This window comes from Neisseria subflava, assembly GCF_003044645.1.
GTDB classification, from domain to species: Bacteria; Pseudomonadota; Gammaproteobacteria; order Burkholderiales; family Neisseriaceae; genus Neisseria; species Neisseria subflava_B.
In genome coordinates this window covers 198,389-217,621 of sequence record NZ_POXL01000004.1, presented here as the reverse complement: position 1 = coordinate 217,621, position 19,233 = coordinate 198,389, and the positions used below count along the sequence as shown (strand labels likewise).

The window sequence follows — 19,233 nt, the reverse complement described above, 5'->3', positions numbered from 1 at the left end:
GATGTGTTTGGCGATCATGGCTTGTGCAGTTTGCTGGAAGAAGGTGCTCATGGAAAATCCCCTAAATGTCTTGATGGGATTTAGGGGATTTTGGGGAATTTTGCAAAGGTCTCAGGCCGTCTGAAACCTATGTTCAGACGGCCTTTAATTTGTTTTATCGATCCGAGCGCACCCTGACAAATGTTGCAAATTTCGGCGTTCCTTTTTGCGTAAAACCACGATAACGGTAAGTAATCAGCGCACCGATTTTCGGCGGATGGTTGCGGTCTTTATCCTTAAAACCGCTGCCGATACGAAACTCGCCATATTGGTTTTTACACCCGACCGCACCCAAACGCCCGACATTGCGCCCTTTGCCCTCATAATGCCGCGTCACCGTACATTCATCATCATATTCACTTTTCAGCTTCAACAGCTGCCCATTTCTACCGCTTGCATAACGGGCTTCAGGTTGACGCAGCATCACACCTTCCCCACCCAGCGCTTCGACTTGTTTCAAAAAATCCAAAGCATGCTGTTTGTCGCGTACCTTGATTTGCGGAATAACCGTAAACCGTGCAGACGGGTGTGATTTCAGCCATTTCGAAGCCGTTTCCAGCCGCTGATACAGATTGCCCTGCGCCTGCGGCACATCAAAAACATGCAAACGGATGCCGTCCCAATTTCCCGAGGCAGAACGCACCGTCGCGGAAATTTGCTCAAACCGCCCTCGTCCGCTGTACAACTCGCCATCCATCGGAAACGGCGGAAAACCTGCTGTAAAACCTTTGGGCGGTGTAAACGCATAGCCCTGACGACTGACCAGCTGCCTGCCGTCCCAATACGCGCGTACGCCATCCAACTTTTCACTCATGGCCCAACCGGCAATATCTTGATTTTTATATTCCTGCGCCAATAACAAATCTGCACCAAACGCCGCAGAGATGAAAGAAGCCGCAAAAATCGGTATCATGGTTCGCATTACATTATTCATAAGACACTTTTCCAGACTTACTTTTTATTATATGTGCATAATAACAAAAGACCGTCTGAAACGTAAACAACATTAAATAAGCCTTTCCCAGGAACACCCATGGCACTCCAATTTGAAATCAATGCCGTTACCCCCTTCCGTCAAAACTGCACGCTGATTTGGGATGACGAAACCAAAGAAGCCGTTTTGACCGATGTCGGCGGCGACGTACCCTACTTATTGCAACAAGTCCAAAACAAAGGCCTCAAGCTGACCGCCATTTGGCTGACCCACGGCCATCTTGACCACGCAGGCGGCGTGGTTGAGCTTTTGAAAACCTGCGACGTACCCGTTCTCGGCCCGCACAAAGACGACGAATTCCTGCTCCAAGCCCTTCCGCAAACGACGGCGCAATACGGCTTCCCCGTTTCTCCGTCATTCACGCCGACACGCTGGCTGGAAGAAGGGGAAACGCTCAAAGTCGGCAACCATAGCTTCCAAGTCCTCCACATTCCCGGCCACACTCCCGGCCAAGTCGTTTTTTACAACGCCGAAAATGGTCTTTTAGTCGCAGGCGATGTTTTATTTTATGAGACCGTTGGTCGCACAGATTTTCCGCGCGGCAATCATGATGACCTCATAAACAATATCTGCGCTAAACTATTAACCCTGCCTGAAACCACGCAAGTGATAGCCGGACACGGCCGCATGACCAGTATCGGGCATGAGAAAAGGTACAATCCGTTTCTGGTTCGTTAATATGAATGTTGTATAAAGCCAACATTCTGGCATACACAGATTATGCGTATAAAGGAAAACTGGCATACAATTTGCAGGGATAACACCCGAAAGATTAAGTACCTAATCTCCGGCAAATGCCAAAATGAACTAAAGCACAAAGATAACAAGGTATTACGCAATACAACCTGATTTATCGAAAACTGGACATCTCTAAACCCCAAGCCTTACTCGCAGTGAAATTGTTACAAAGTGACAATAAATGTCAGTCAGGCCGTCTGAACGGTTCTGCCGATTCAGGCGGATACAACGGAGATGAGGCGCAATGCCCTGCCGGAATGTGCCGATGTTCTGTTTGTCAAACCGTCGGGTACATCTTTAAGAAGCACAACATTATTTGGGTAAACCGGCAAACTCGCTGCCGGCACTAACAGGCCGTCTGAAAAGTTCGGCTGGTAAAATCAATAAAAGGATTATCAAATGAAAAAAATCGCAAAAGTGGGCTTCGTCCTGCTGGCTACCGGCCTGCTGGCCGCCTGTGCTACTAAGAGCAAAATCACTCCTGAAGGCACTACCGACGAGCCACGCTTCCCTAAACCTTACTCCCTGACCTTCAACAAAGACCGCGGTACATTCCCGACTTTTGACGAGCTGGATCAAATGCGTCCTGGCCTGACCAAAGACGACATCTACAAAATCCTCGGCCGTCCTCACTACGACGAAGGCATGGTTGGCGTGCGTGAATGGGACTACCTGTTCCACTTCTACACCCCAGGCGTAGGCGTTGACCCTGAAAACACTTCCGGCGTTGAAGGCATCACTACTTGCCAATACAAAGTGATCTTCGACAAAGACAAATTTGCACGCAGCTTCTTCTGGAATCCAGTATTCCCTAAAGATGCCGTATGTCCTCCTCCAGCACCTACACCTAAACAAGAGCCTCAAGTGATCATCCGCGAGATCATTAAAGAAGCTCCTCAACGCATCCGTCAATAAGGACAAATTTGAAACGGATCCTATTAGGTATAGCCTTGGCAGCAGGCCTGAACTCTTTGGCCGCTGCTGATGCTGTCAGCGACTATATCCAACGCAAAAAAGTTGTGGTCAATACAGCTAAGGCAGAGCTTTGCTTTGCCGATGACGGTCAGTGCCATCCGGTACTGATTGGCAAGACCACTCCGAAAGGCAAATTCAATATGACGCCGATGATGACCAGCAAACCGGGTTACGGTGGCGAAGTTATCGGCTTTAAAGAAGAAAATGACTTTCTGTTTGCATTACACAGGGTATGGACGCTCAAGCCACAGGAAAGACGCATGGAACGCATCGCCTCCCCTCACGTGGCCGACCGCATCATAACCAATGGTTGTATCAACGTACAAAATAATGTGTACGAAAAACTGCGTCAGTATTTCATTCTGGAAATCATCTGATGTAAGTCAGTCAAACAAAGGCCGTCTGAAACTTTTCAGACGGCCTTTCTTCTCAAACGAAAATTCAACGGCAATTTGCTTGCTCCGTCAGTACCAAACGAAGAATATTCGACCGCTTCATCCTCAAAACCATATCACTTTTTACCATATCCAAAGAACCAATGGTTATTTATGCCGTTTCTCGCCCAATGCTAGAATCGCGCGTTTATATATCGGCTCGCCGAGAAATCAAATAAATAATATAGTGGCAGGAGTAGCTTTTATTCCCTGCCCCCTTACACACAAACATCATGACCGATTCTTCTGCCAAATTACCCAATTTGTGGCTGCTGATTGCCGCTGCCGCCTCCATCCTGCTGATTACCATCGGCATGAGGATGACTTTAGGGCTTTTTGTCCTGCCCGTCGTTAACTCTACCGAATTGAGCATGACCCAGTTCAGCCTGATTATTGCCGTTTTCCAATTGATGTGGGGCATATCGCAACCCTTGTCCGGCGCGTTGGCCGACCGTTTCGGCGCGTTTAAGGTTTTAGCCGGCGGTACGGTTCTATTGATTGCCGCCTGTCTGATGGTGCCGCAAATGCCGACTTATTGGGGGCTGATGCTGGGTATCGGTTTATTGTTGGCATTCGGTACGGGTTCGGGCGGATTTTCCATCATTATGGGACAGGTCGCCGCCAAAACGCCGCCTCATCGGCGCGGTTTGGCTTCCGGCCTGGTCAATGCAGGCGGGTCCGCAGGGCAATTTTTGTTCGCGCCGCTGGTTCAAGGTTTAATTGCCCTCCCCCACGTCGGCTGGACGGGGACATTTTATGTTTGGGCAGTCATTGCCATCTTGATTTTGCCGATTTCTTGGTGGCTGGCCGGCGGCAAACATGCTTCTCATACCGTCCATACCGACGACGGCGGCCAAACCCTGAAGCAGGCCGTCTGCAAGGCTTTCGCCAACCGCAGCTATATCTTGCTGCATTTGGGTTTCTTTACCTGCGGTTTCCACATCGCCTTTTTGGTTACCCACCTACCGACCGAAATTTCACTTTGCGGCCTCCCCGCTACGGTCGCTTCGACCTCCATTGCCATTATTGGTTTGGCAAACATCGCCGGCTGTATTTTTTCAGGCTGGTGTACCGGCAGATTTTTTGGCAAATACGTCCTCTTCGGTTTATATGCTTCGCGTGTCGCCATGATATTGATTTATCTGGCCGCACCTAAAACCGATTTGAACTTCTATCTTTTCGCCGCCGGACTCGGTTTTACTTGGTTGGCAACCGTCGCCCCCACCGCCGCCATTACCGGCAAACTTTTCGGTACGCGCTACTTGGCCACCCTCTTCGGGTTGACCATGTTGAGCCACCAAATCGGCGGCTTTTTGGGTTCATACATCGGTGGCATCGTCATCACGCGCTTCAACGATTACGGCTGGATGTGGTACGCCGACGCAGTCTTGGCAGGCGCAGCCGCCCTGTTGAATTTACTGATTCATGAACGGAAAGCGGCTGCCGCCTGACGCGGAAACCTTGACATTTTAAGGCCGTCTGAAACGTTTCAGACGGCCTTTGCCTTATTCCATTTTTTGTGTTTTATCCACAATCGATATTCCTATCCATTATTTAACACTCTCTTACAAACCCGTTAAAATACTGCCTTTATCATGCTGATTGTCTGACTCTGATGAACTGGTCTTATCTGATCGATGCCATCCCTAAATTTGTCGATGCGGCAAAGCTGACGCTGGAATTGTCGGTATATGGCGTCGTTTTGTCGTTGCTGTTCGGCCTGCCCGTTGCCGTGGTTACGGCATACCGCATCCGCCCCTTCTACGCATTGGCACGCGCCTATATCGAGCTGTCGCGCAATACGCCCCTGCTGATCCAATTGTTTTTCCTGTATTACGGCCTGCCGAAAATGGGCATTAAATGGGACGGTTTCACCTGCGGCGTGATCGCACTGGTTTTCTTGGGCGCAAGCTATATGGCGGAAGCCATCCGCGCCGGTATTTTGGCCGTCCCCAAAGGGCAGATCGAAGCGGGCAAGGCCATCGGTTTGAGCCGCTTTCAAGTGTTCCGCTATGTCGAATTGCCTCAGGCATGGGCGGTCGCTGTTCCCGCCATCGGCGCAAACGTATTGTTTTTGATGAAAGAAACATCTATCGTCAGCGCGGTCGGCATTGCAGAATTGTTGTTCGTTACCAAAGACATCATCGGCATGGACTATAAAACCAACGAAGCCTTGTTCCTGCTGTTTGCCAGCTACCTGATCATCCTTCTGCCCGTTTCGCTTCTGGCGCGCTGGGCAGAAAACCGCGTACGGAGTGCAAAATATGGTGTTTGACTGGCTGTTTGAAGGACAAAACGCAGCACGCTTGGGCGAAGGCTTGTTGCTGACGGCGCAGATTTCCCTGGCCTCCGTTGCCGCCTCCTGCGTATTGGGTACGCTGTTCGGCTTGGTTTTACGTTCGCGCAACCGGCTCATCCGCTTTATCGGACGGTTTTATCTCGAAACCATCCGAATCGTGCCGATTTTGGTGTGGCTGTTCGGCCTGTATTTCGGCCTATCCGTCTGGACAGGCATCCACATCGACGGATTTTGGGTCTGCGTCTGGGTATTTACCATGTGGGGCATCGCCGAAATGGGCGATTTGGTCCGCGGCGCATTGGAATCGATTGAAAAACACCAGGTCGAATCAGGCCTGGCACTCGGCTTGAGCCGCGGGCAGGTATTCCGCTACATCGAGCTGCCGCAAAGCATCCGCCGCGTATTGCCTGGTGCTGTCAATCTGTTTACGCGCATGATCAAAACCAGCTCGCTCGCCTCCCTTATCGGCGTCATCGAAGTCGTCAAAGTTGGTCAGCAAATCATCGAAAACTCGCTGCTGACGCAACCCAATGCTTCATTTTGGGTTTACGGCCTGATTTTTATGCTGTATTTCTTCTGTTGCTGGCCGCTGTCGCTGCTGGCGGCAAAACTTGAACAAAAATGGGAACACTGACATGGCTTTACTGAGCATCCGCAACCTGCACAAACAATACGGCAACGTAACCGCCATTCAATCCTTAGACTTGGACTTGGAAAAAGGCGAAGTCATCGTACTGCTGGGTCCGTCCGGCTGCGGCAAATCCACCCTCCTGCGCTGCGTAAACGGTTTGGAGCCGCACCAAGGCGGCAGCATCGTGATGGACGGAGTCGGCGAATTCGGCAAAGACGTTTCCTGGCAAACCGCCCGGCAAAAAGTCGGCATGGTCTTTCAAAGCTATGAACTGTTTGCCCACATGACCGTCATCGAAAACATCCTCTTAGGTCCGGTGAAAGTACAAAACCGCAACCGTGCCGAAGCAGAGGCACAAGCCGACAAACTGCTGGAACGCGTCGGCCTGCTCGACCGCAAAAACGCCTATCCGCGCGAACTCTCCGGCGGCCAGAAACAACGCATCGCCATTGTCCGCGCCCTGTGTCTGAATCCGGAAGTCATCCTGCTGGACGAAATCACCGCCGCACTCGACCCCGAAATGGTGCGCGAAGTCTTGGAAGTGGTTTTAGAACTCGCCCATGAAGGCATGAGCATGCTCATCGTAACCCATGAAATGGGGTTTGCCCGCAAAGTTGCCGACCGCATCGTCTTCATGGACAAAGGCGGCATCGTCGAATCGTCCGACCCCGAAACCTTCTTCTCCGCCCCAAAAAGCGAACGCGCCCGCCAATTCTTGGCAGGCATGGACTACTGATTTTATTTTCAGGCCGTCCGAACCCTTTTTCAGACGACCTCCACTTTCAACCAAACATTTGAAAAGGAAACACTCATGCAATTGAATGCCAAATTCAAAGCCCTCCTCGCCTCTGCCGCCATCGCCGTCGGCCTGACTGCTTGCGGAGGCGGCTCCGGCGATGCCCAATCTTCACAAAGCAGCGGAGCGGCGACCGTTGCCTCCATCAAAGAAAAAGGCGTCATCCGTATCGGTGTATTCGGCGACAAGCCTCCGTTCGGCTATGTTGACGCCAACGGCAAAAACCAAGGCTTTGACGTTGAAATCGCCAAAGACCTGGCCAAAGACCTGCTTGGCAGCCCCGACAAAGTCGAATTCGTCCTGACCGAGGCCGCAAACCGCGTCGAATACGTCCGTTCCGGCAAAGTCGACCTCATCCTCGCCAACTTCACCAAAACACCCGAACGCGCCGAAGCCGTCGATTTCGCCGATCCTTACATGAAAGTGGCCTTGGGCGTAGTTTCCCCCAAAGACAAACCGATTACCGACGTTGCGCAATTGAAAGACCAAACCCTTCTGGTCAACAAAGGCACTACCGCCGACGCCTTCTTCACCAAAAACCATCCTGAAGTCAAACTGCTGAAATTCGACCAAAATACCGAAACCTTCGACGCACTGAAAGACGGCCGCGGCGTAGCACTCGCCCACGACAACGCCCTGCTGTGGGCATGGGCAAAAGAAAACCCGAATTTTGAAGTCGCCATCGGCAACCTCGGCCCTGCCGAATTCATCGCCCCGGCTGTTCAAAAAGGCAACACCGACCTCCTGAACTGGGTCAACGGCGAAATCGCCGCCATGAAAAAAGACGGCCGTCTGAAAGCCGCCTATGAAAAAACCCTCTTGCCCGTGTATGGCGAGAAAGTCAAACCGGAAGAATTGTTGGCGGAATAAACCGACTATTTTCTCGGCAAAAAGTCACTTGGCCGTATTTTAGCTATCCGATTTGTGATTGATTTAAACAAATATCATACCTAACAACAGGCCGTCTGAACGTGCTATCGATACCTTCAGACGGCCTGTTGTTTAAAAACGAATAACATGATAACCTTTTAATAATGGATGAAATAATTCGTCCGATATTTCTACAAAGCAAAAAGGACTCTATCTTATGAACCGTCGTCAATTTATCGGCAGCGCTGCTGCTGTTTCCCTCACCGCCGCCGCTTCTTTCGCCCGCGCTCACGACCATGCCGGTCATGCACACCATGCCGGTCACGCGCATTCTGCACCGCGCGCCTACGAAGCTGCGCGCAAAGCCGCCGCACATTGCGTTGAAGCCGGTCAAATCTGTTTGGCACACTGCATTGCCCTGTTGAGCGCAGGCGATACCTCCATGAAAGACTGCGCAACCGGCGTTAACCAAATGTTGGCACTGTGCGGCACATTGCAAAACCTTGCCGCCCAAAATTCACGCCTGACCCCATCTTTGGCGAAAGTATGCATCGAAGCCTGCAAACAATGTTCCGCCGCCTGCAAAGAACACGCCGGCCACCACGCCGAGTGCAAAGCCTGCTACGAATCTTGCTTGGCCTGCATTAAAGAATGCGAAAAAATTGCCGCTTAATCAATATTAAAAAAGGCCGTCTGAAATTCAGACGGCCTTTTGTTTATGGTTTCGTTCACGCTATTCTGCTGTGAGTTCTTGCTCATCCAACAGCTTTTTCTTCACAACCGCAGGATTACCCGCGGCCACGCAATAAGGCGGCACATCTTTGGTAACCACCGAACCTGCGCCGATTACCGCGCCCTTGCCGATGGTAACGCCGCCCATGATAATCGCACGTCGACCAATCCAGACATCGTCTTCAATCACAATCGGACGGATGTCCGTATAGCCTTCAAAGCGGCGGGTTTCAGGGTTGAATTTGTGGTTAGTCGAATAAAACAGGCATTCCGGCCCCATCATCACGTTCTTGCCGAGGGTCAGGCCGTGGCAGATTTCGCAATTGACGCCGATACCCGAATTGTCGCCGATTACCGTATCCGGAAAAACATATCCGCCTTTTTCAATATTGACGTTTTTGCCGATGTTTGGGGAAATGCACGCAGCCAAGGCGGCGCGGAATTTTTGCGCAATCCGGCCGAAGGGTTTGCAATAAGACGGAGGCAACATTCCTCCCCAGACACGCAAAATACGCGTCAATATCCTTTTTTGCATGGATTCCGTCTCCTGTTCGTAAAAGCGTAAATATTAATCAGACTATTATTTTTCTTAAAGTTTCACATCTAGAAGAGGTTTTACATCCTCTTTTCAGTTGAATTACAGCCCGATTACACAATATTTGGTTTGAAACTCTATTCTAAACTGTTCTCGCCTGTTGCGAAACTGCCCGCTATGCAAAATATCCGCTTGACGAAACAGCCAAAAATAGCGAAAATCCCACGCTTAACTGAAGTACAGGCAAAACCCCTGTGCCCGCTTAATCGAAAGGAAATCAAATGAAACAAGGTATTCACCCGAACTACCACGAAATCAACGTTACCTGCTCTTGCGGCAACAAATTCGTAACCAAATCCGCAATGGAAAAAGACAGCTTCAACGTTGAGGTTTGCTCTCTGTGCCACCCTTTCTACACCGGTACTCAAAAAATCGTCGACACTACCGGTCGCGTGGACAAATTCAACAACAAATTCGGCAACCTGTTCAAACGCTAATTGCCGCTTTGTCAAAAAGACTGCTTCGTGCAGTCTTTTTTGCATTCAGGCCGTCTGAAACCTTTCTTTCAGACGGCTTCGCCATATCGGATAAACATCCTTTCAAATACCTGAAAAAACCAGCGGTAAACATGATTTTTACAAAGTGCCCCGGTCCGGCATATCGCGCAAACCCGTCAAACCCTGTACCATTGCCATTCAAACCAACCGTTTTTTGACCTTCCATGCTGACTTACACACCGCCCGATCCGCGCCGCCCCCAAAAAACCCATGAAAAACCGTGGCTCCTGCTGCTGATGGCCTTTGCCTGGCTGTGGCCGGGCGTGTTCTCGCATGACTTGTGGAACCCTGCCGAACCCTCCCTCTTTACCGCCTCCGAATCCATGAAAAACGGCGGCAGCCTGCTGGTTGCGCAAATCTTCGGCCAACCCGATTTCACCATCTCCCCGGCTTTTTTGTGGGCGGCCACCGCATTCCAAACCCTGTTTTCGCCTTGGGCGGCCGATGCCTATGATGCCGCGCGTTTTGCCGGCGTGGTATTTACCGCCGTCGGACTGACTGCCTGCGGTTTTGCCGGTTTCAACTTTCTCGGCAGACACCACGGCCGCAGCGTTGTCTTAATCCTCATCGGCAGCATCGGTTTGCTGCCCATCGCCCACTTCCTCAATCCCATGTCGGCCGCTTTTGCCGCGTTTGGATTGATTCTGTGCGGCTTTTCACTGGCACGCCGCCGCGTCATTATTGCCATTTTGCTGTTGTGCGGCGGCTGGGTTTTACTCTCCCTTTCCTCAGGCTATCTGCTGACCGCGGCCATGATGTTTTTGGCACTTGCCCTGTCGTTCCATTCCACTTGGCAGAGCAAACGCTATCTGCTGACCCTGATTGGCGCCATTGTCGTTTCCCTGCCCCTGCTGATTCTGTATCCGCTGGTTTTATCCAGAACCCATCCCGAATGGTTTGATATTTGGTTCAACCATTATTCTTTAGGCGTATTCGGCGGCTTCCATCAGATTCAGACGGCCTTCAACCTGCCTTATTATCTGAAAAACCTGCTGTGGTTTGCCCTGCCTGCTTGGCCGCTGGCGGCATGGACGCTCAGCCGCACGCGTATCCACGATAAAAACTGGGACATTCTGAGCCTGTCGTGGCTGGTTATCATGACAGCACTGCTCGCCATCAATCCGCAACGCCTGCAAGACAACCTCGTTTGGCTGTTGCCGCCGCTTGCCCTGCTCGGCGCGGCACAACTGGACGGCCTGCGTCGCGGCGCAGCGGCATTTATCAACTGGTTCGGCATCATGGCATTCGGTCTGATTGCCGTATTCCTATGGCTGGGCTTCTTCGCCATGAACTACGGCTGGCCTGCCAAACTGGCCGAACGTGCCGCCTATTTCAGCCCGTATTACATCCCCGACATCGACCCGATTCCGATGGCCGTTGCCCTGCTGTTTACCCCGTTGTGGCTCTGGGCGATTACGCGTAAAAACATCCGCGGCCGCCAAGCCGTGACCAACTGGGCGGCCGGCGTTACCTTGGCTTGGGCTTTGCTGATGACCCTGTTTTTACCGTGGCTCAACGCCGCCAAAAGCCATGCGCCGGTAGTACACCAAATGGAAGCCGCGCTTTCTTCCGAATTGAAACAGAAACTTTCAGACGGCCTCGAATGTATCAGCATCGACAGCCAAGACCAGCGCACACGCATCGCGTGGACACAATACAGCCATATTAAAACCACAACCGACAACCCGACCTGCCGCTACCGCCTCATCCGCCAAGCCGCCAACATCGGCGTACCTTCGGGCTGGCAAACCTTGTGGCAAGGCGCAAGACCGCGCAACAAAGCCGAGACTTTCCTATTGCTGGAAAAAACTGCGGCGCAATAAATCACTCCAGCCTCAAAACTGAATATCCCAGTTCAACAAAGGCCGTCTGAAAGAACTTTTATCCTTTCAGACGGCCTTTGACTCACTTTAACACCGCTTCCCGTACAATGGCTTTTTTTCCTTTCAGCCACAAAAAATATGAAACCCAACCGCCTTTTGCCCCTCGCCCTCTTATTGACCGCCCTCTCCGCCCATGCCAAAGATTTCATCATCTACGACCGCATGGACTACGTCGGCAAACCCGACCTGACTGCCGACAAACTCTCCAAAGTGTTCTTGGTTTACGAAAGCGAGCTGGTCAAACCCGATCCGACAGGCAAACGCAAACACGGCGTACTCAATGAAGCACGTATCCGCGAATTGGCCAAGCAATCGCGCCGCGAAGGCTACCGCACTATTTCCACCGACATCGAAAGCTGGTTTGCCGAAAAAGACGGCCAGCTGCTGACACCCGAAGAATTGAGAACCGACTTCGCGCGTATGTACCAAATCTTCAGGGAAGAAAACCCGCGCGCCTTCATCAGCAACTACGGCATGCCTTCCGAACACCTGCACGGCATCCGCCACTACCGCCCCAACGTTGACAACGAAGCCATCTTGGCCAAATGGCGGCAAGTCAGCAAACGCCGCGCGCCCACCGCCGCCATCAGCGACTATGCCAATCCTGTGTTCTACATCACTTCCCCCGATTTGGTGCAATGGGAAAAAGACGTGAAAACCGCCGTTGACGACATCCATCAACGCTTTCCCAACAAAAAAATCATCGGCTACATTTGGCCGCAATATTATTCGGCCACCAACAGTCCTTATTTCAAACAGTTCATCGACCCCGTCCGCTGGCGCAAAATGCTTGAAATCAGCAAAAAATACACCGACGGCGTAATTATCTGGTCGGACAAGCGCGATGAAAACAACCAAATCGTGCGCTGGAACGATCCGCGCATCCAAGCCACGATGAAAGCGACTCAAGCCTTCATCCATGCCAATGCCAAAGAAATCAAGGTGGAAGGTTTGCAGAAATATTAAAAACAAGGCGGGCATGTTTGCCCGCCTCTTTATATACCTACACAGCTGTCTGTATGTTTGACACAACATACGACAAAACGACCGTAGCACCAACGCTTCTGCATTCTTTCACATGTTTTTACCCGTTATTCTTAAGCTCATGCCGTCTGAAAATTGCCCGAATATCCAATACCCTTTACAATACCCGTAATTAAAATACATTTTTCGACACTCCCCTCCTGCATGAGTTCCACACCCTTCATCGAAATGAAAGACGTTGCCTTTGCATATGGCGACCGTCCTATTCTGAACAACATCAACTTCAGCATTCCACAAGGCAATTTCGCCGCCGTAATGGGTGGTTCGGGCAGCGGTAAAACCACGCTGATGCGCCTGATTACGGGTCAAATCCGCCCGCAATCGGGCAAAGTGCTGATTGAAGGGCGAGATTTGGCCGCCTTTTCGGCGCAGGAGCTGTACGAACACCGCCGCCGCATGGGCGTTTTGTTCCAACACGGCGCATTGTTCACCGACTTATCCGTCTTCGACAACATCGCCTTCCCCATGCGCGAACTGACGGATTTGCCCGAAGCGGTCATCCGCGATTTAGTATTGCTGAAACTGAATGCAGTCGGTTTGCGCGGCATTGAAAACCTGATGCCTTCCGAGCTTTCCGGCGGTATGTCGCGCCGCGTCGCCCTCGCGCGTACGATTGCGCTCGACCCTGAAATCATGTTGTACGACGAGCCTTTTACCGGCCTCGACCCGATTTCGCTGGGCGTCATCGCCCACCTCATCAGCCGCGCCAACAAAGCCCTGCGCTCAACCAGCGTTATGGTAACGCATGATATTGAAAAATCATTGGAAATTGTCGATCAAGTGATTTTCTTGGCACACGGCGAAATCATGTTCTCCGGCTCGCCCGAAGAAATGCGCAAACTCGACTCGCCTTGGGTGCGCCAGTTTGTCGGCGGCTTGGCAGATGGTCCTGTCGCATACCGCTATCCGGCGCAAACGACTTTAAAACAAGACTTGCTGGGCTGATGTTCAGACGGCCTGAAACTTAAACCAGGCCGTCTGAAAACCATTTAACCAATCAACTGAAACCTATGAATTTTATCCGTTCCGTCGGGGCAAAAACCCTCGGCTTCATCCAATCGCTGGGCAGCATTACGCTGTTTTTCCTGCAGATCCTGGCCAAATCAGGTACGGCGTTTGCCCGCCCGCGCCTGAGCATCCGCCAGGTTTACTTTGCAGGCGTGTTGTCTGTCCTGATTGTTGCCGTCTCCGGCCTGTTTGTCGGCATGGTATTGGGCTTGCAAGGCTATACGCAGCTGGCAAAATTCAAATCCGCCGATATTTTGGGCTATATGGTTGCCGCTTCCCTGTTGCGCGAATTGGGTCCCGTATTAGCGGCCATTCTGTTTGCCAGCAGCGCGGGCGGTGCCATGACCAGCGAAATCGGCTTGATGAAAACCACCGAGCAGCTTGAAGCGATGAACGTGATGGCGGTTGACCCCGTGGCGCGCGTGGTTGCGCCGCGCTTTTGGGCGGGCGTGTTTTCCATGCCTTTGCTGGCATCGATTTTCAACGTTGCCGGCATTTACGGCGCGTATTTGGTCGGCGTCGAATGGCTGGGTCTGGACGGCGGTATTTTCTGGTCGCAAATGCAAAACAACATTACCTTCCATTACGACGTCCTCAACGGCTTAATCAAATCCGCCGCTTTCGGCGTAGCCGTTACGTTAATCGCCGTACATCAGGGTTTCCACTGCGTACCGACTTCCGAAGGTATTTTGCGCGCCAGTACACGCACAGTAGTGTCTTCCGCCCTGACCATCCTCGCTGTCGACTTCATGTTGACCGCATGGATGTTTACCGACTAAAGGCCGTCTGAAACGACACTTAAAAAGAATGAAACAAGGACAATAGCACATGAAAAAAAATGCTTTGGAATTTTGGGTAGGACTGTTTGTCTTGCTGGGCGCAGCCGCTATCGGCTTTCTCGCCTTCCGTGCCGCCGGCGGACAATCGTTCGGCAAATCCTCTCAAACCTACACCGTCTATGCCGATTTCAGCGACATCGGCGGTTTGAAAACCAACGCTCCGGTCAAATCCGCAGGCGTACTGGTGGGCCGTGTTGCCTCCATTCAGCTCGACCCTAAATCCTATCAGGCCAAAGTCGCCCTCAATCTGGACAGCCAATATCACTTCAGCAGCGACGTTTCCGCACAAATCCTGACTTCAGGATTGTTGGGCGAACAATACATCGGCCTGCAACAAGGCGGCGATACTGATTCTTTGGCGGCAGGCGACACCATTACCGTCACCAGCTCCGCCATGGTTTTGGAAAACCTTATCGGCAAATTCATGACCAGCTTTGCCGAGAAAAACGCAGACAGTGAATCTGCCGGTCAAAACGAACAATAAACACATATCAACCCAATATTCAGGACACTCCCATGAAAAAAACTTCCTTCATCAGCGCATTGAGCATCGGCGTATTGAGCATCAGCATGGCATTTGCCTCTCCTGCCGACGCAGTCAACCAAGTCCGTGAAAACTCCGTTCAAGTGCTGAAAATCCTCAACAGCGGCGACGCCAACACTGCACGCCAAAAAGCCGAAGCCTACGCCATCCCTTACTTCGACTTCCAACGCATGACCGCTTTGGCCGTCGGCAACCCATGGCGTACTGCGACTGACGCACAAAAACAAGCGTTGACCAAAGAGTTCCAAACCCTGCTGATCCGCACCTACTCCGGCACCATGCTGAAATTCAAAAATGCCAAGGTCAACATCAAAGACAACCCTGTCGTAAACAAAGGCGGTAAAGAAGTCGTTGTCCGCGCTGAAATCAATGTTTCCGGCCAAAAACCGGTCAACATGGACTTCACCACCTACCAAAGCGGCAACAAATACCGCGCATACAATGTCGCAGTCGAAGGCGCAAGCTTGGTTACCGTATACCGCAACCAATTCGGCGAAACCATCAAAGCCAAAGGCATCGACGGCCTGATTGCCGACTTGAAAGCCAAAAACGGCGGTAAATAATCCACCCCGCACCATGCTGCCTGATGTTCAGACGGCATGGTGCCTTACATCATAAAGACACCATGCAAACAGAAATACGCAACGGCACGCTCTACATCAGCGGCGACGTTACCGTCAAAACCCTGACTGCCTCCGCCTTTGCGCGCTACGAACAACAATGCCGTCTGAAAGAAACAGACAGCATAGACTTCAGCCAAGTAGGCAAAGCAGATTCAGCCTGCGTTTCCCTGCTGCTCAACGCTCTGCGCCGGACAGACAAAAAACCGACCATTCAAAACATTCCCGATTCCGTCCGCGCACTGGCCGAACTTTACGAAATCAAAGACTGGTTGCAATCATGAAAAAAACCACCGCTTCCCTCTGCCTCCTCATCAGCATAGCCTCCGCTCCCGCACTTGCCGAACGCAATCCGGCCGACCCTTACGAAGGCTACAACCGTACCGTTTCCAAGTTCAACGACAAAGCAGACAAATACGTCCTTTCCCCCGTCGCACGCGGTTATCGCAAAGTAACGCCCAAACCGGTGCGTACCGGCGTGAGCAACTTCTTCAACAACCTGCGCGATGTCGTCAGCTTCGGCAGCAACGTGCTGCGCCTTGACGTCAAACGCGCCAGCGAAGACCTCGTCCGCGTCGGCATCAACACCACCTTCGGCCTTGGCGGTTTAATCGACGTAGCCGGTGCAGGCGGCGTACCCAGCAATAAAAACACCCTCGGCGACACCTTCGCCTCATGGGGCTGGAAAAACAGCAACTACTTCGTTGTCCCCCTACTCGGCCCGTCTACCGTACGCGATACCGTCGGCAACGCCGTTACCACCGTCTATCCGGTTAAAAACGCCGTCTTCCACACCAGAGCAGGACGCTGGGGCACAATCGGCCTGCAAGCCATCAACACCCGTAAAGAACTGCTCGACCTGACCGACAGCCTCGAAGGCGCAGCCATCGACAAATACAGCTACACACGCGACCTTTACATGAAAGTCCGCTCCCAACAAACCGGCGGCACGCTTCCTCAAAGCGAAGACGACAACATCGACATCGATGACTTGGTGGACAGCAACGCAACTTCCGAACCGGTAGCAGCCCCTCAAACCTCCCCGGCAGAGATCCCCGATACAGACAATCCCCAAACCCTGTATCAAACACCATCAGAAAATCTCTGATTTTCTGTGTATAAGAGCTACGAATAATTCATATGCTTACTGCCCATTAAATACAAAAAAAGCTTACTTAATGATTTAAGTAAGCTTTTTTATTCGCGAGAACAAATTTCTTAAAACCTTTTACAATTACCTGAAGAATCGAAATCCATTTAACTTAAAACTAAGATTCTTCAGACGGCCTTTTCTCATAACTGAAGACTAACTCGACTATATTGGTTACCTTTTACTCAGCCACATCATCTTCATGCACAATAATGTGATTCACATAAACTGGCTGTGCAGAAACTTCATTCGATAATGAATCAGTTATTGGTGCGGATGCTTCGGTTCCCGAGAAAGTTTCGTGTGTAGAATGAGTTGCTTCTGTTAACTGGTCGGCTTGCGTCCCTAAAAACGGAACCTCTAATTGTGTAGATTCTTGATTATCGGCTTTAGGCTGAGTTTCAAATACCGTTACACGATCTTCCACAGAGGACGATGCTGGAGTAACAACCTCTGGTACAGACGGTTTCTCTTCGGCCTCTATAGAAGTCTCTTCTATTATAGGATTGTGTACCGTTTCAGAAGCTACAGTCGGTTCAAATGCTTTGACTTCCTCCAGTTGTTCCACAACTTTAGGCTCTTCTACTACCGGTGGTTGCACTACCGCAGATGCTTCTACTGCCGATGACTGTTCTACAGTCTTAGTTTCTACAATCACTGGCTGTTCTGCAGCTTTAGATTCACTTGCTATTGGTTGTTCTACTGCCTCAGGTGTTTCTACTATAGATGACTGCTCTACGGACTTAGTTTCTTCAACCACTGATTGTTCCACAGCCTTAGATTCATCTACTGCAGGTTGCTCTACCTTTTCAGGAGTCTCTACAGATTGAACATTTGGCTTAGATGTATTTAACGTTACAGGATCAACTGGAGTAGCATTTCCTCTATCCAATTTTTCAATATCTGCCTGTTTAGCATCTTCTGTTTTAACCTGCTTATCAAGAAGATTATCAGAAGAATATTGATCATCTTTAGACTTTTTACCGTCTTCAGCTTGTGTAGTTTTTGAATGATGAGCCGGCTCAACTGATATCGTTGTTCCTGGTTCTTCTGCTGTTTGTTTCAGATTTTCTGGTTCTGTCACCGCTGGTTCTGCTTCTACCGGCTTCAATGTAGGATTGTATGGCTCAGCCTTAGAATTTTTGTCTTCTAAATCTGGCTGCTGGTTTTCACTTGGGTATTTCTGAACAGCTTTTTCAGGAGATGAGGATTTAGTTTTGGCTGTATGGCAGTTTTCCCCTATTTTGATGAGTTCAATTCCAGAAACTAAAAAATTGGAGCTTTCTAATTTTCCTTTTAAAGCAACATAGATTGGCGTGCTTTCAGGCATATTTTTTCTAGTACTGACAATCTCTGCTGTCGCTTCATAGCCATTTCCACTACCAGGTAATAAAGCATAAGTATTTTTCAGATTACAACTCTGAATTCGTACATAGTTATTTTGAGTAACTAATGTACCTTCTAAATCATACTCTTTAGCTAAGGCTGTCTGGGCAGCTGCTGAAAGCAATACACTGCAAGTAAGAAAAAAGTGTTTAACCATATATTTAGTTCTTAAGTTTAAAGTAATCTGTTGATACCTAAAAAGTTACGCTCGGCTGCGTTTAACAGAAACCGTTCCTTCAGGCATAAAATAAGTGTCTATGACTACAGCACCAGCATTTTCAATTTCACATTCAAGCTGATAGCATAAAACCATAATATTGTCTTTAGACTCAGTCAGTCGAATGTCTAAATTTCTCAATCTAGGCTCATATTTCAATAAGGTCTTCCTCATGAAATATCGTAAATCATGTGCACTAGACGGTAAATTCTTATAAACCATACTAAGGTCAGGGATTCCATAATCAGGCAAATGCTTCAAGGAACCACTCCGACTATTGAGAATGCGTTGGATATTATCTAAAACACTCCTAACTAACTGGAAACCATCTGGAAGCCCATCTAGCGGCAAGCCATCAGAATAAAACCCCGTTAATTTCTCATAGAGGGCTGCATCCATTATTTGACTTTCTTTTCGGTCTCTTGAATTACAACTTTATTATCTACCAACTCAACAACTAAAGGCTTTTTATTTTTCAGCTGTTTTTTGGATAGAAGCATTTTCCACGGTTGATCCTCTCCTACCCGATTATAAAAAGCCACGATACCAACATACTTGGTCTCTTTATCCAAGGTTTCATCCAAGCTGATAGTTTCACCAGGTCGAATGGTATATTGCTTATACCCTTCTACCAAATCATTGCCCAAAATGGTTTTATCTTGATTAAGCAAGTCACGATAAGATGCAACTTCATAATTCTGCTTATCTCGAAGCTGATAAATGCGAACAACTGTCGATAACGATTGACCCCGTTCATTTTGATTCAACCCATTACGAGCAACCAAGTCAATCTTTAATATCTTTAACTTAGTATAAAAGATACTTTTAGTTACATTGGTCGTACCATCTTTCACACCTTGCAAAACCCCGCAACCTGATAATACCGCGCACAACAAGGCTAATGCGCAGACTGACTGAATTCTAGTTTTCTTATTCATGATT

24 protein-coding genes are annotated in these 19,233 nt (G+C 50.1%); 18 read left to right on the top strand and 6 right to left on the bottom strand.

Features of this window, described 5'->3' with window-relative positions; translation table 11 throughout:
* Window positions 1-154: 154 nt before the first annotated feature.
* On the bottom strand, window positions 155-961 hold the full coding sequence (locus DBY97_RS06325) for a DNA ligase (protein ID WP_107857836.1): 807 nt from the start codon (window positions 959-961) through the stop codon (window positions 155-157).
* Window positions 962-1,072: 111 nt separating this feature from the next.
* Between DBY97_RS06325 and DBY97_RS06320 the strand changes: the two genes are divergently transcribed.
* The 9 genes from DBY97_RS06320 to DBY97_RS06280 all read left to right on the top strand — a co-directional run bounded on the left by DBY97_RS06320 (window position 1,073) and on the right by DBY97_RS06280 (window position 8,449).
* A complete protein-coding gene (locus tag DBY97_RS06320; protein ID WP_004519037.1) occupies window positions 1,073-1,711 on the top strand; it encodes an MBL fold metallo-hydrolase in 639 nt (212 codons plus the stop codon).
* Window positions 1,712-2,170: 459 nt separating this feature from the next.
* Window positions 2,171-2,686 carry an outer membrane protein assembly factor BamE gene (locus DBY97_RS06315; protein WP_070587953.1) on the top strand — a complete coding sequence of 172 codons (516 nt, stop codon included), beginning with the start codon at window positions 2,171-2,173 and terminating at the stop codon, window positions 2,684-2,686.
* A gap of 8 nt (window positions 2,687-2,694) precedes the next feature.
* The gene (locus DBY97_RS06310) at window positions 2,695-3,123 is read left to right on the top strand and encodes a hypothetical protein (protein ID WP_049332858.1); all 429 of its coding nucleotides are present in this window, start codon (window positions 2,695-2,697) and stop codon (window positions 3,121-3,123) included.
* 290 nt (window positions 3,124-3,413) lie between these two features.
* Window positions 3,414-4,631 (top strand): MFS transporter, encoded by a 1,218-nt coding sequence (locus DBY97_RS06305; RefSeq protein ID WP_107857830.1) that lies wholly within the window; start codon window positions 3,414-3,416, stop codon window positions 4,629-4,631.
* A 164-nt stretch (window positions 4,632-4,795) separates the two neighbouring features.
* On the top strand, window positions 4,796-5,455 hold the full coding sequence (locus tag DBY97_RS06300; protein ID WP_003748035.1) for an amino acid ABC transporter permease: 660 nt from the start codon (window positions 4,796-4,798) through the stop codon (window positions 5,453-5,455).
* Window positions 5,445-6,113, top strand: a complete 669-nt coding sequence (locus DBY97_RS06295) for an amino acid ABC transporter permease (protein WP_049344971.1) — start codon at window positions 5,445-5,447, stop codon at window positions 6,111-6,113. The genes DBY97_RS06300 and DBY97_RS06295 overlap by 11 nt, the downstream gene beginning before the upstream one ends.
* 1 nt (window position 6,114) lies before the next feature.
* Window positions 6,115-6,846 carry an amino acid ABC transporter ATP-binding protein gene (locus DBY97_RS06290; RefSeq protein ID WP_070606252.1) on the top strand — a complete coding sequence of 244 codons (732 nt, stop codon included), beginning with the start codon at window positions 6,115-6,117 and terminating at the stop codon, window positions 6,844-6,846.
* A 75-nt stretch (window positions 6,847-6,921) separates the two neighbouring features.
* Window positions 6,922-7,776, top strand: coding sequence for an amino acid ABC transporter substrate-binding protein (locus DBY97_RS06285; RefSeq protein ID WP_070837101.1), 855 nt, complete (start codon window positions 6,922-6,924; stop codon window positions 7,774-7,776).
* 217 nt (window positions 7,777-7,993) lie between these two features.
* A complete protein-coding gene (locus tag DBY97_RS06280) occupies window positions 7,994-8,449 on the top strand; it encodes a four-helix bundle copper-binding protein (RefSeq protein WP_107857829.1) in 456 nt (151 codons plus the stop codon).
* 60 nt (window positions 8,450-8,509) lie between these two features.
* Here DBY97_RS06280 and DBY97_RS06275 read toward each other — a convergent pair whose 3' ends face one another.
* Window positions 8,510-9,043, bottom strand: coding sequence for an acyltransferase (locus DBY97_RS06275; protein WP_003748026.1), 534 nt, complete (start codon window positions 9,041-9,043; stop codon window positions 8,510-8,512).
* A 281-nt stretch (window positions 9,044-9,324) separates the two neighbouring features.
* On the opposite strand from DBY97_RS06275, the gene rpmE reads away from it, so the two are divergent.
* Window positions 9,325-9,540, top strand: a complete 216-nt coding sequence (gene rpmE / locus DBY97_RS06270; RefSeq protein WP_003681847.1) for a 50S ribosomal protein L31 — start codon at window positions 9,325-9,327, stop codon at window positions 9,538-9,540.
* Here the strand turns inward: rpmE and DBY97_RS06265 are convergent.
* On the bottom strand, window positions 9,530-9,766 hold the full coding sequence (locus DBY97_RS06265; RefSeq protein WP_107857828.1) for a hypothetical protein: 237 nt from the start codon (window positions 9,764-9,766) through the stop codon (window positions 9,530-9,532). The genes rpmE and DBY97_RS06265 overlap by 11 nt on opposite strands.
* Here DBY97_RS06265 and DBY97_RS06260 point away from each other — a divergent pair.
* The 8 genes from DBY97_RS06260 (at window position 9,765) to DBY97_RS06225 (ending at window position 16,646) form a co-directional block, all read left to right on the top strand.
* The gene (locus DBY97_RS06260; RefSeq protein ID WP_107857827.1) at window positions 9,765-11,423 is read left to right on the top strand and encodes an ArnT family glycosyltransferase; all 1,659 of its coding nucleotides are present in this window, start codon (window positions 9,765-9,767) and stop codon (window positions 11,421-11,423) included. The two genes, DBY97_RS06265 and DBY97_RS06260, sit on opposite strands and share 2 nt — an antisense overlap.
* Before the next feature lie 138 nt (window positions 11,424-11,561).
* The gene (locus DBY97_RS06255; RefSeq protein WP_107857826.1) at window positions 11,562-12,449 is read left to right on the top strand and encodes a hypothetical protein; all 888 of its coding nucleotides are present in this window, start codon (window positions 11,562-11,564) and stop codon (window positions 12,447-12,449) included.
* A gap of 222 nt (window positions 12,450-12,671) precedes the next feature.
* Window positions 12,672-13,472: an ABC transporter ATP-binding protein gene (locus DBY97_RS06250; RefSeq protein ID WP_107857825.1), complete on the top strand. Its 801-nt coding sequence runs from the start codon at window positions 12,672-12,674 to the stop codon at window positions 13,470-13,472.
* A 65-nt stretch (window positions 13,473-13,537) separates the two neighbouring features.
* The gene (gene mlaE / locus DBY97_RS06245; RefSeq protein WP_003683792.1) at window positions 13,538-14,314 is read left to right on the top strand and encodes a lipid asymmetry maintenance ABC transporter permease subunit MlaE; all 777 of its coding nucleotides are present in this window, start codon (window positions 13,538-13,540) and stop codon (window positions 14,312-14,314) included.
* Window positions 14,315-14,363: 49 nt separating this feature from the next.
* Window positions 14,364-14,858, top strand: coding sequence for an outer membrane lipid asymmetry maintenance protein MlaD (mlaD, locus tag DBY97_RS06240; protein ID WP_070583999.1), 495 nt, complete (start codon window positions 14,364-14,366; stop codon window positions 14,856-14,858).
* Between the two features lie 32 nt (window positions 14,859-14,890).
* On the top strand, window positions 14,891-15,481 hold the full coding sequence (locus tag DBY97_RS06235; RefSeq protein WP_070695254.1) for an MlaC/ttg2D family ABC transporter substrate-binding protein: 591 nt from the start codon (window positions 14,891-14,893) through the stop codon (window positions 15,479-15,481).
* 62 nt (window positions 15,482-15,543) lie between these two features.
* Window positions 15,544-15,822, top strand: a complete 279-nt coding sequence (locus DBY97_RS06230; protein ID WP_036493932.1) for an STAS domain-containing protein — start codon at window positions 15,544-15,546, stop codon at window positions 15,820-15,822.
* Entirely contained in the window at window positions 15,819-16,646 is an 828-nt protein-coding gene (locus DBY97_RS06225; RefSeq protein WP_107857824.1) for an MlaA family lipoprotein, read from the top strand. The genes DBY97_RS06230 and DBY97_RS06225 overlap by 4 nt, the downstream gene beginning before the upstream one ends.
* Before the next feature lie 223 nt (window positions 16,647-16,869).
* Here DBY97_RS06225 and DBY97_RS06220 read toward each other — a convergent pair whose 3' ends face one another.
* From DBY97_RS06220 to tssJ, 3 genes are read right to left on the bottom strand one after another with little or no spacing between them, the layout of a single operon-like run.
* A complete protein-coding gene (locus DBY97_RS06220) occupies window positions 16,870-18,231 on the bottom strand; it encodes a hypothetical protein (RefSeq protein WP_107857823.1) in 1,362 nt (453 codons plus the stop codon).
* Window positions 18,232-18,276: 45 nt separating this feature from the next.
* The gene (tssE, locus tag DBY97_RS06215; protein ID WP_049332879.1) at window positions 18,277-18,690 is read right to left on the bottom strand and encodes a type VI secretion system baseplate subunit TssE; all 414 of its coding nucleotides are present in this window, start codon (window positions 18,688-18,690) and stop codon (window positions 18,277-18,279) included.
* Window positions 18,690-19,229 carry a type VI secretion system lipoprotein TssJ gene (gene tssJ, locus DBY97_RS06210; protein WP_049332881.1) on the bottom strand — a complete coding sequence of 180 codons (540 nt, stop codon included), beginning with the start codon at window positions 19,227-19,229 and terminating at the stop codon, window positions 18,690-18,692. The genes tssE and tssJ overlap by 1 nt, the downstream gene beginning before the upstream one ends.
* Window positions 19,230-19,233: the final 4 nt, after the last annotated feature.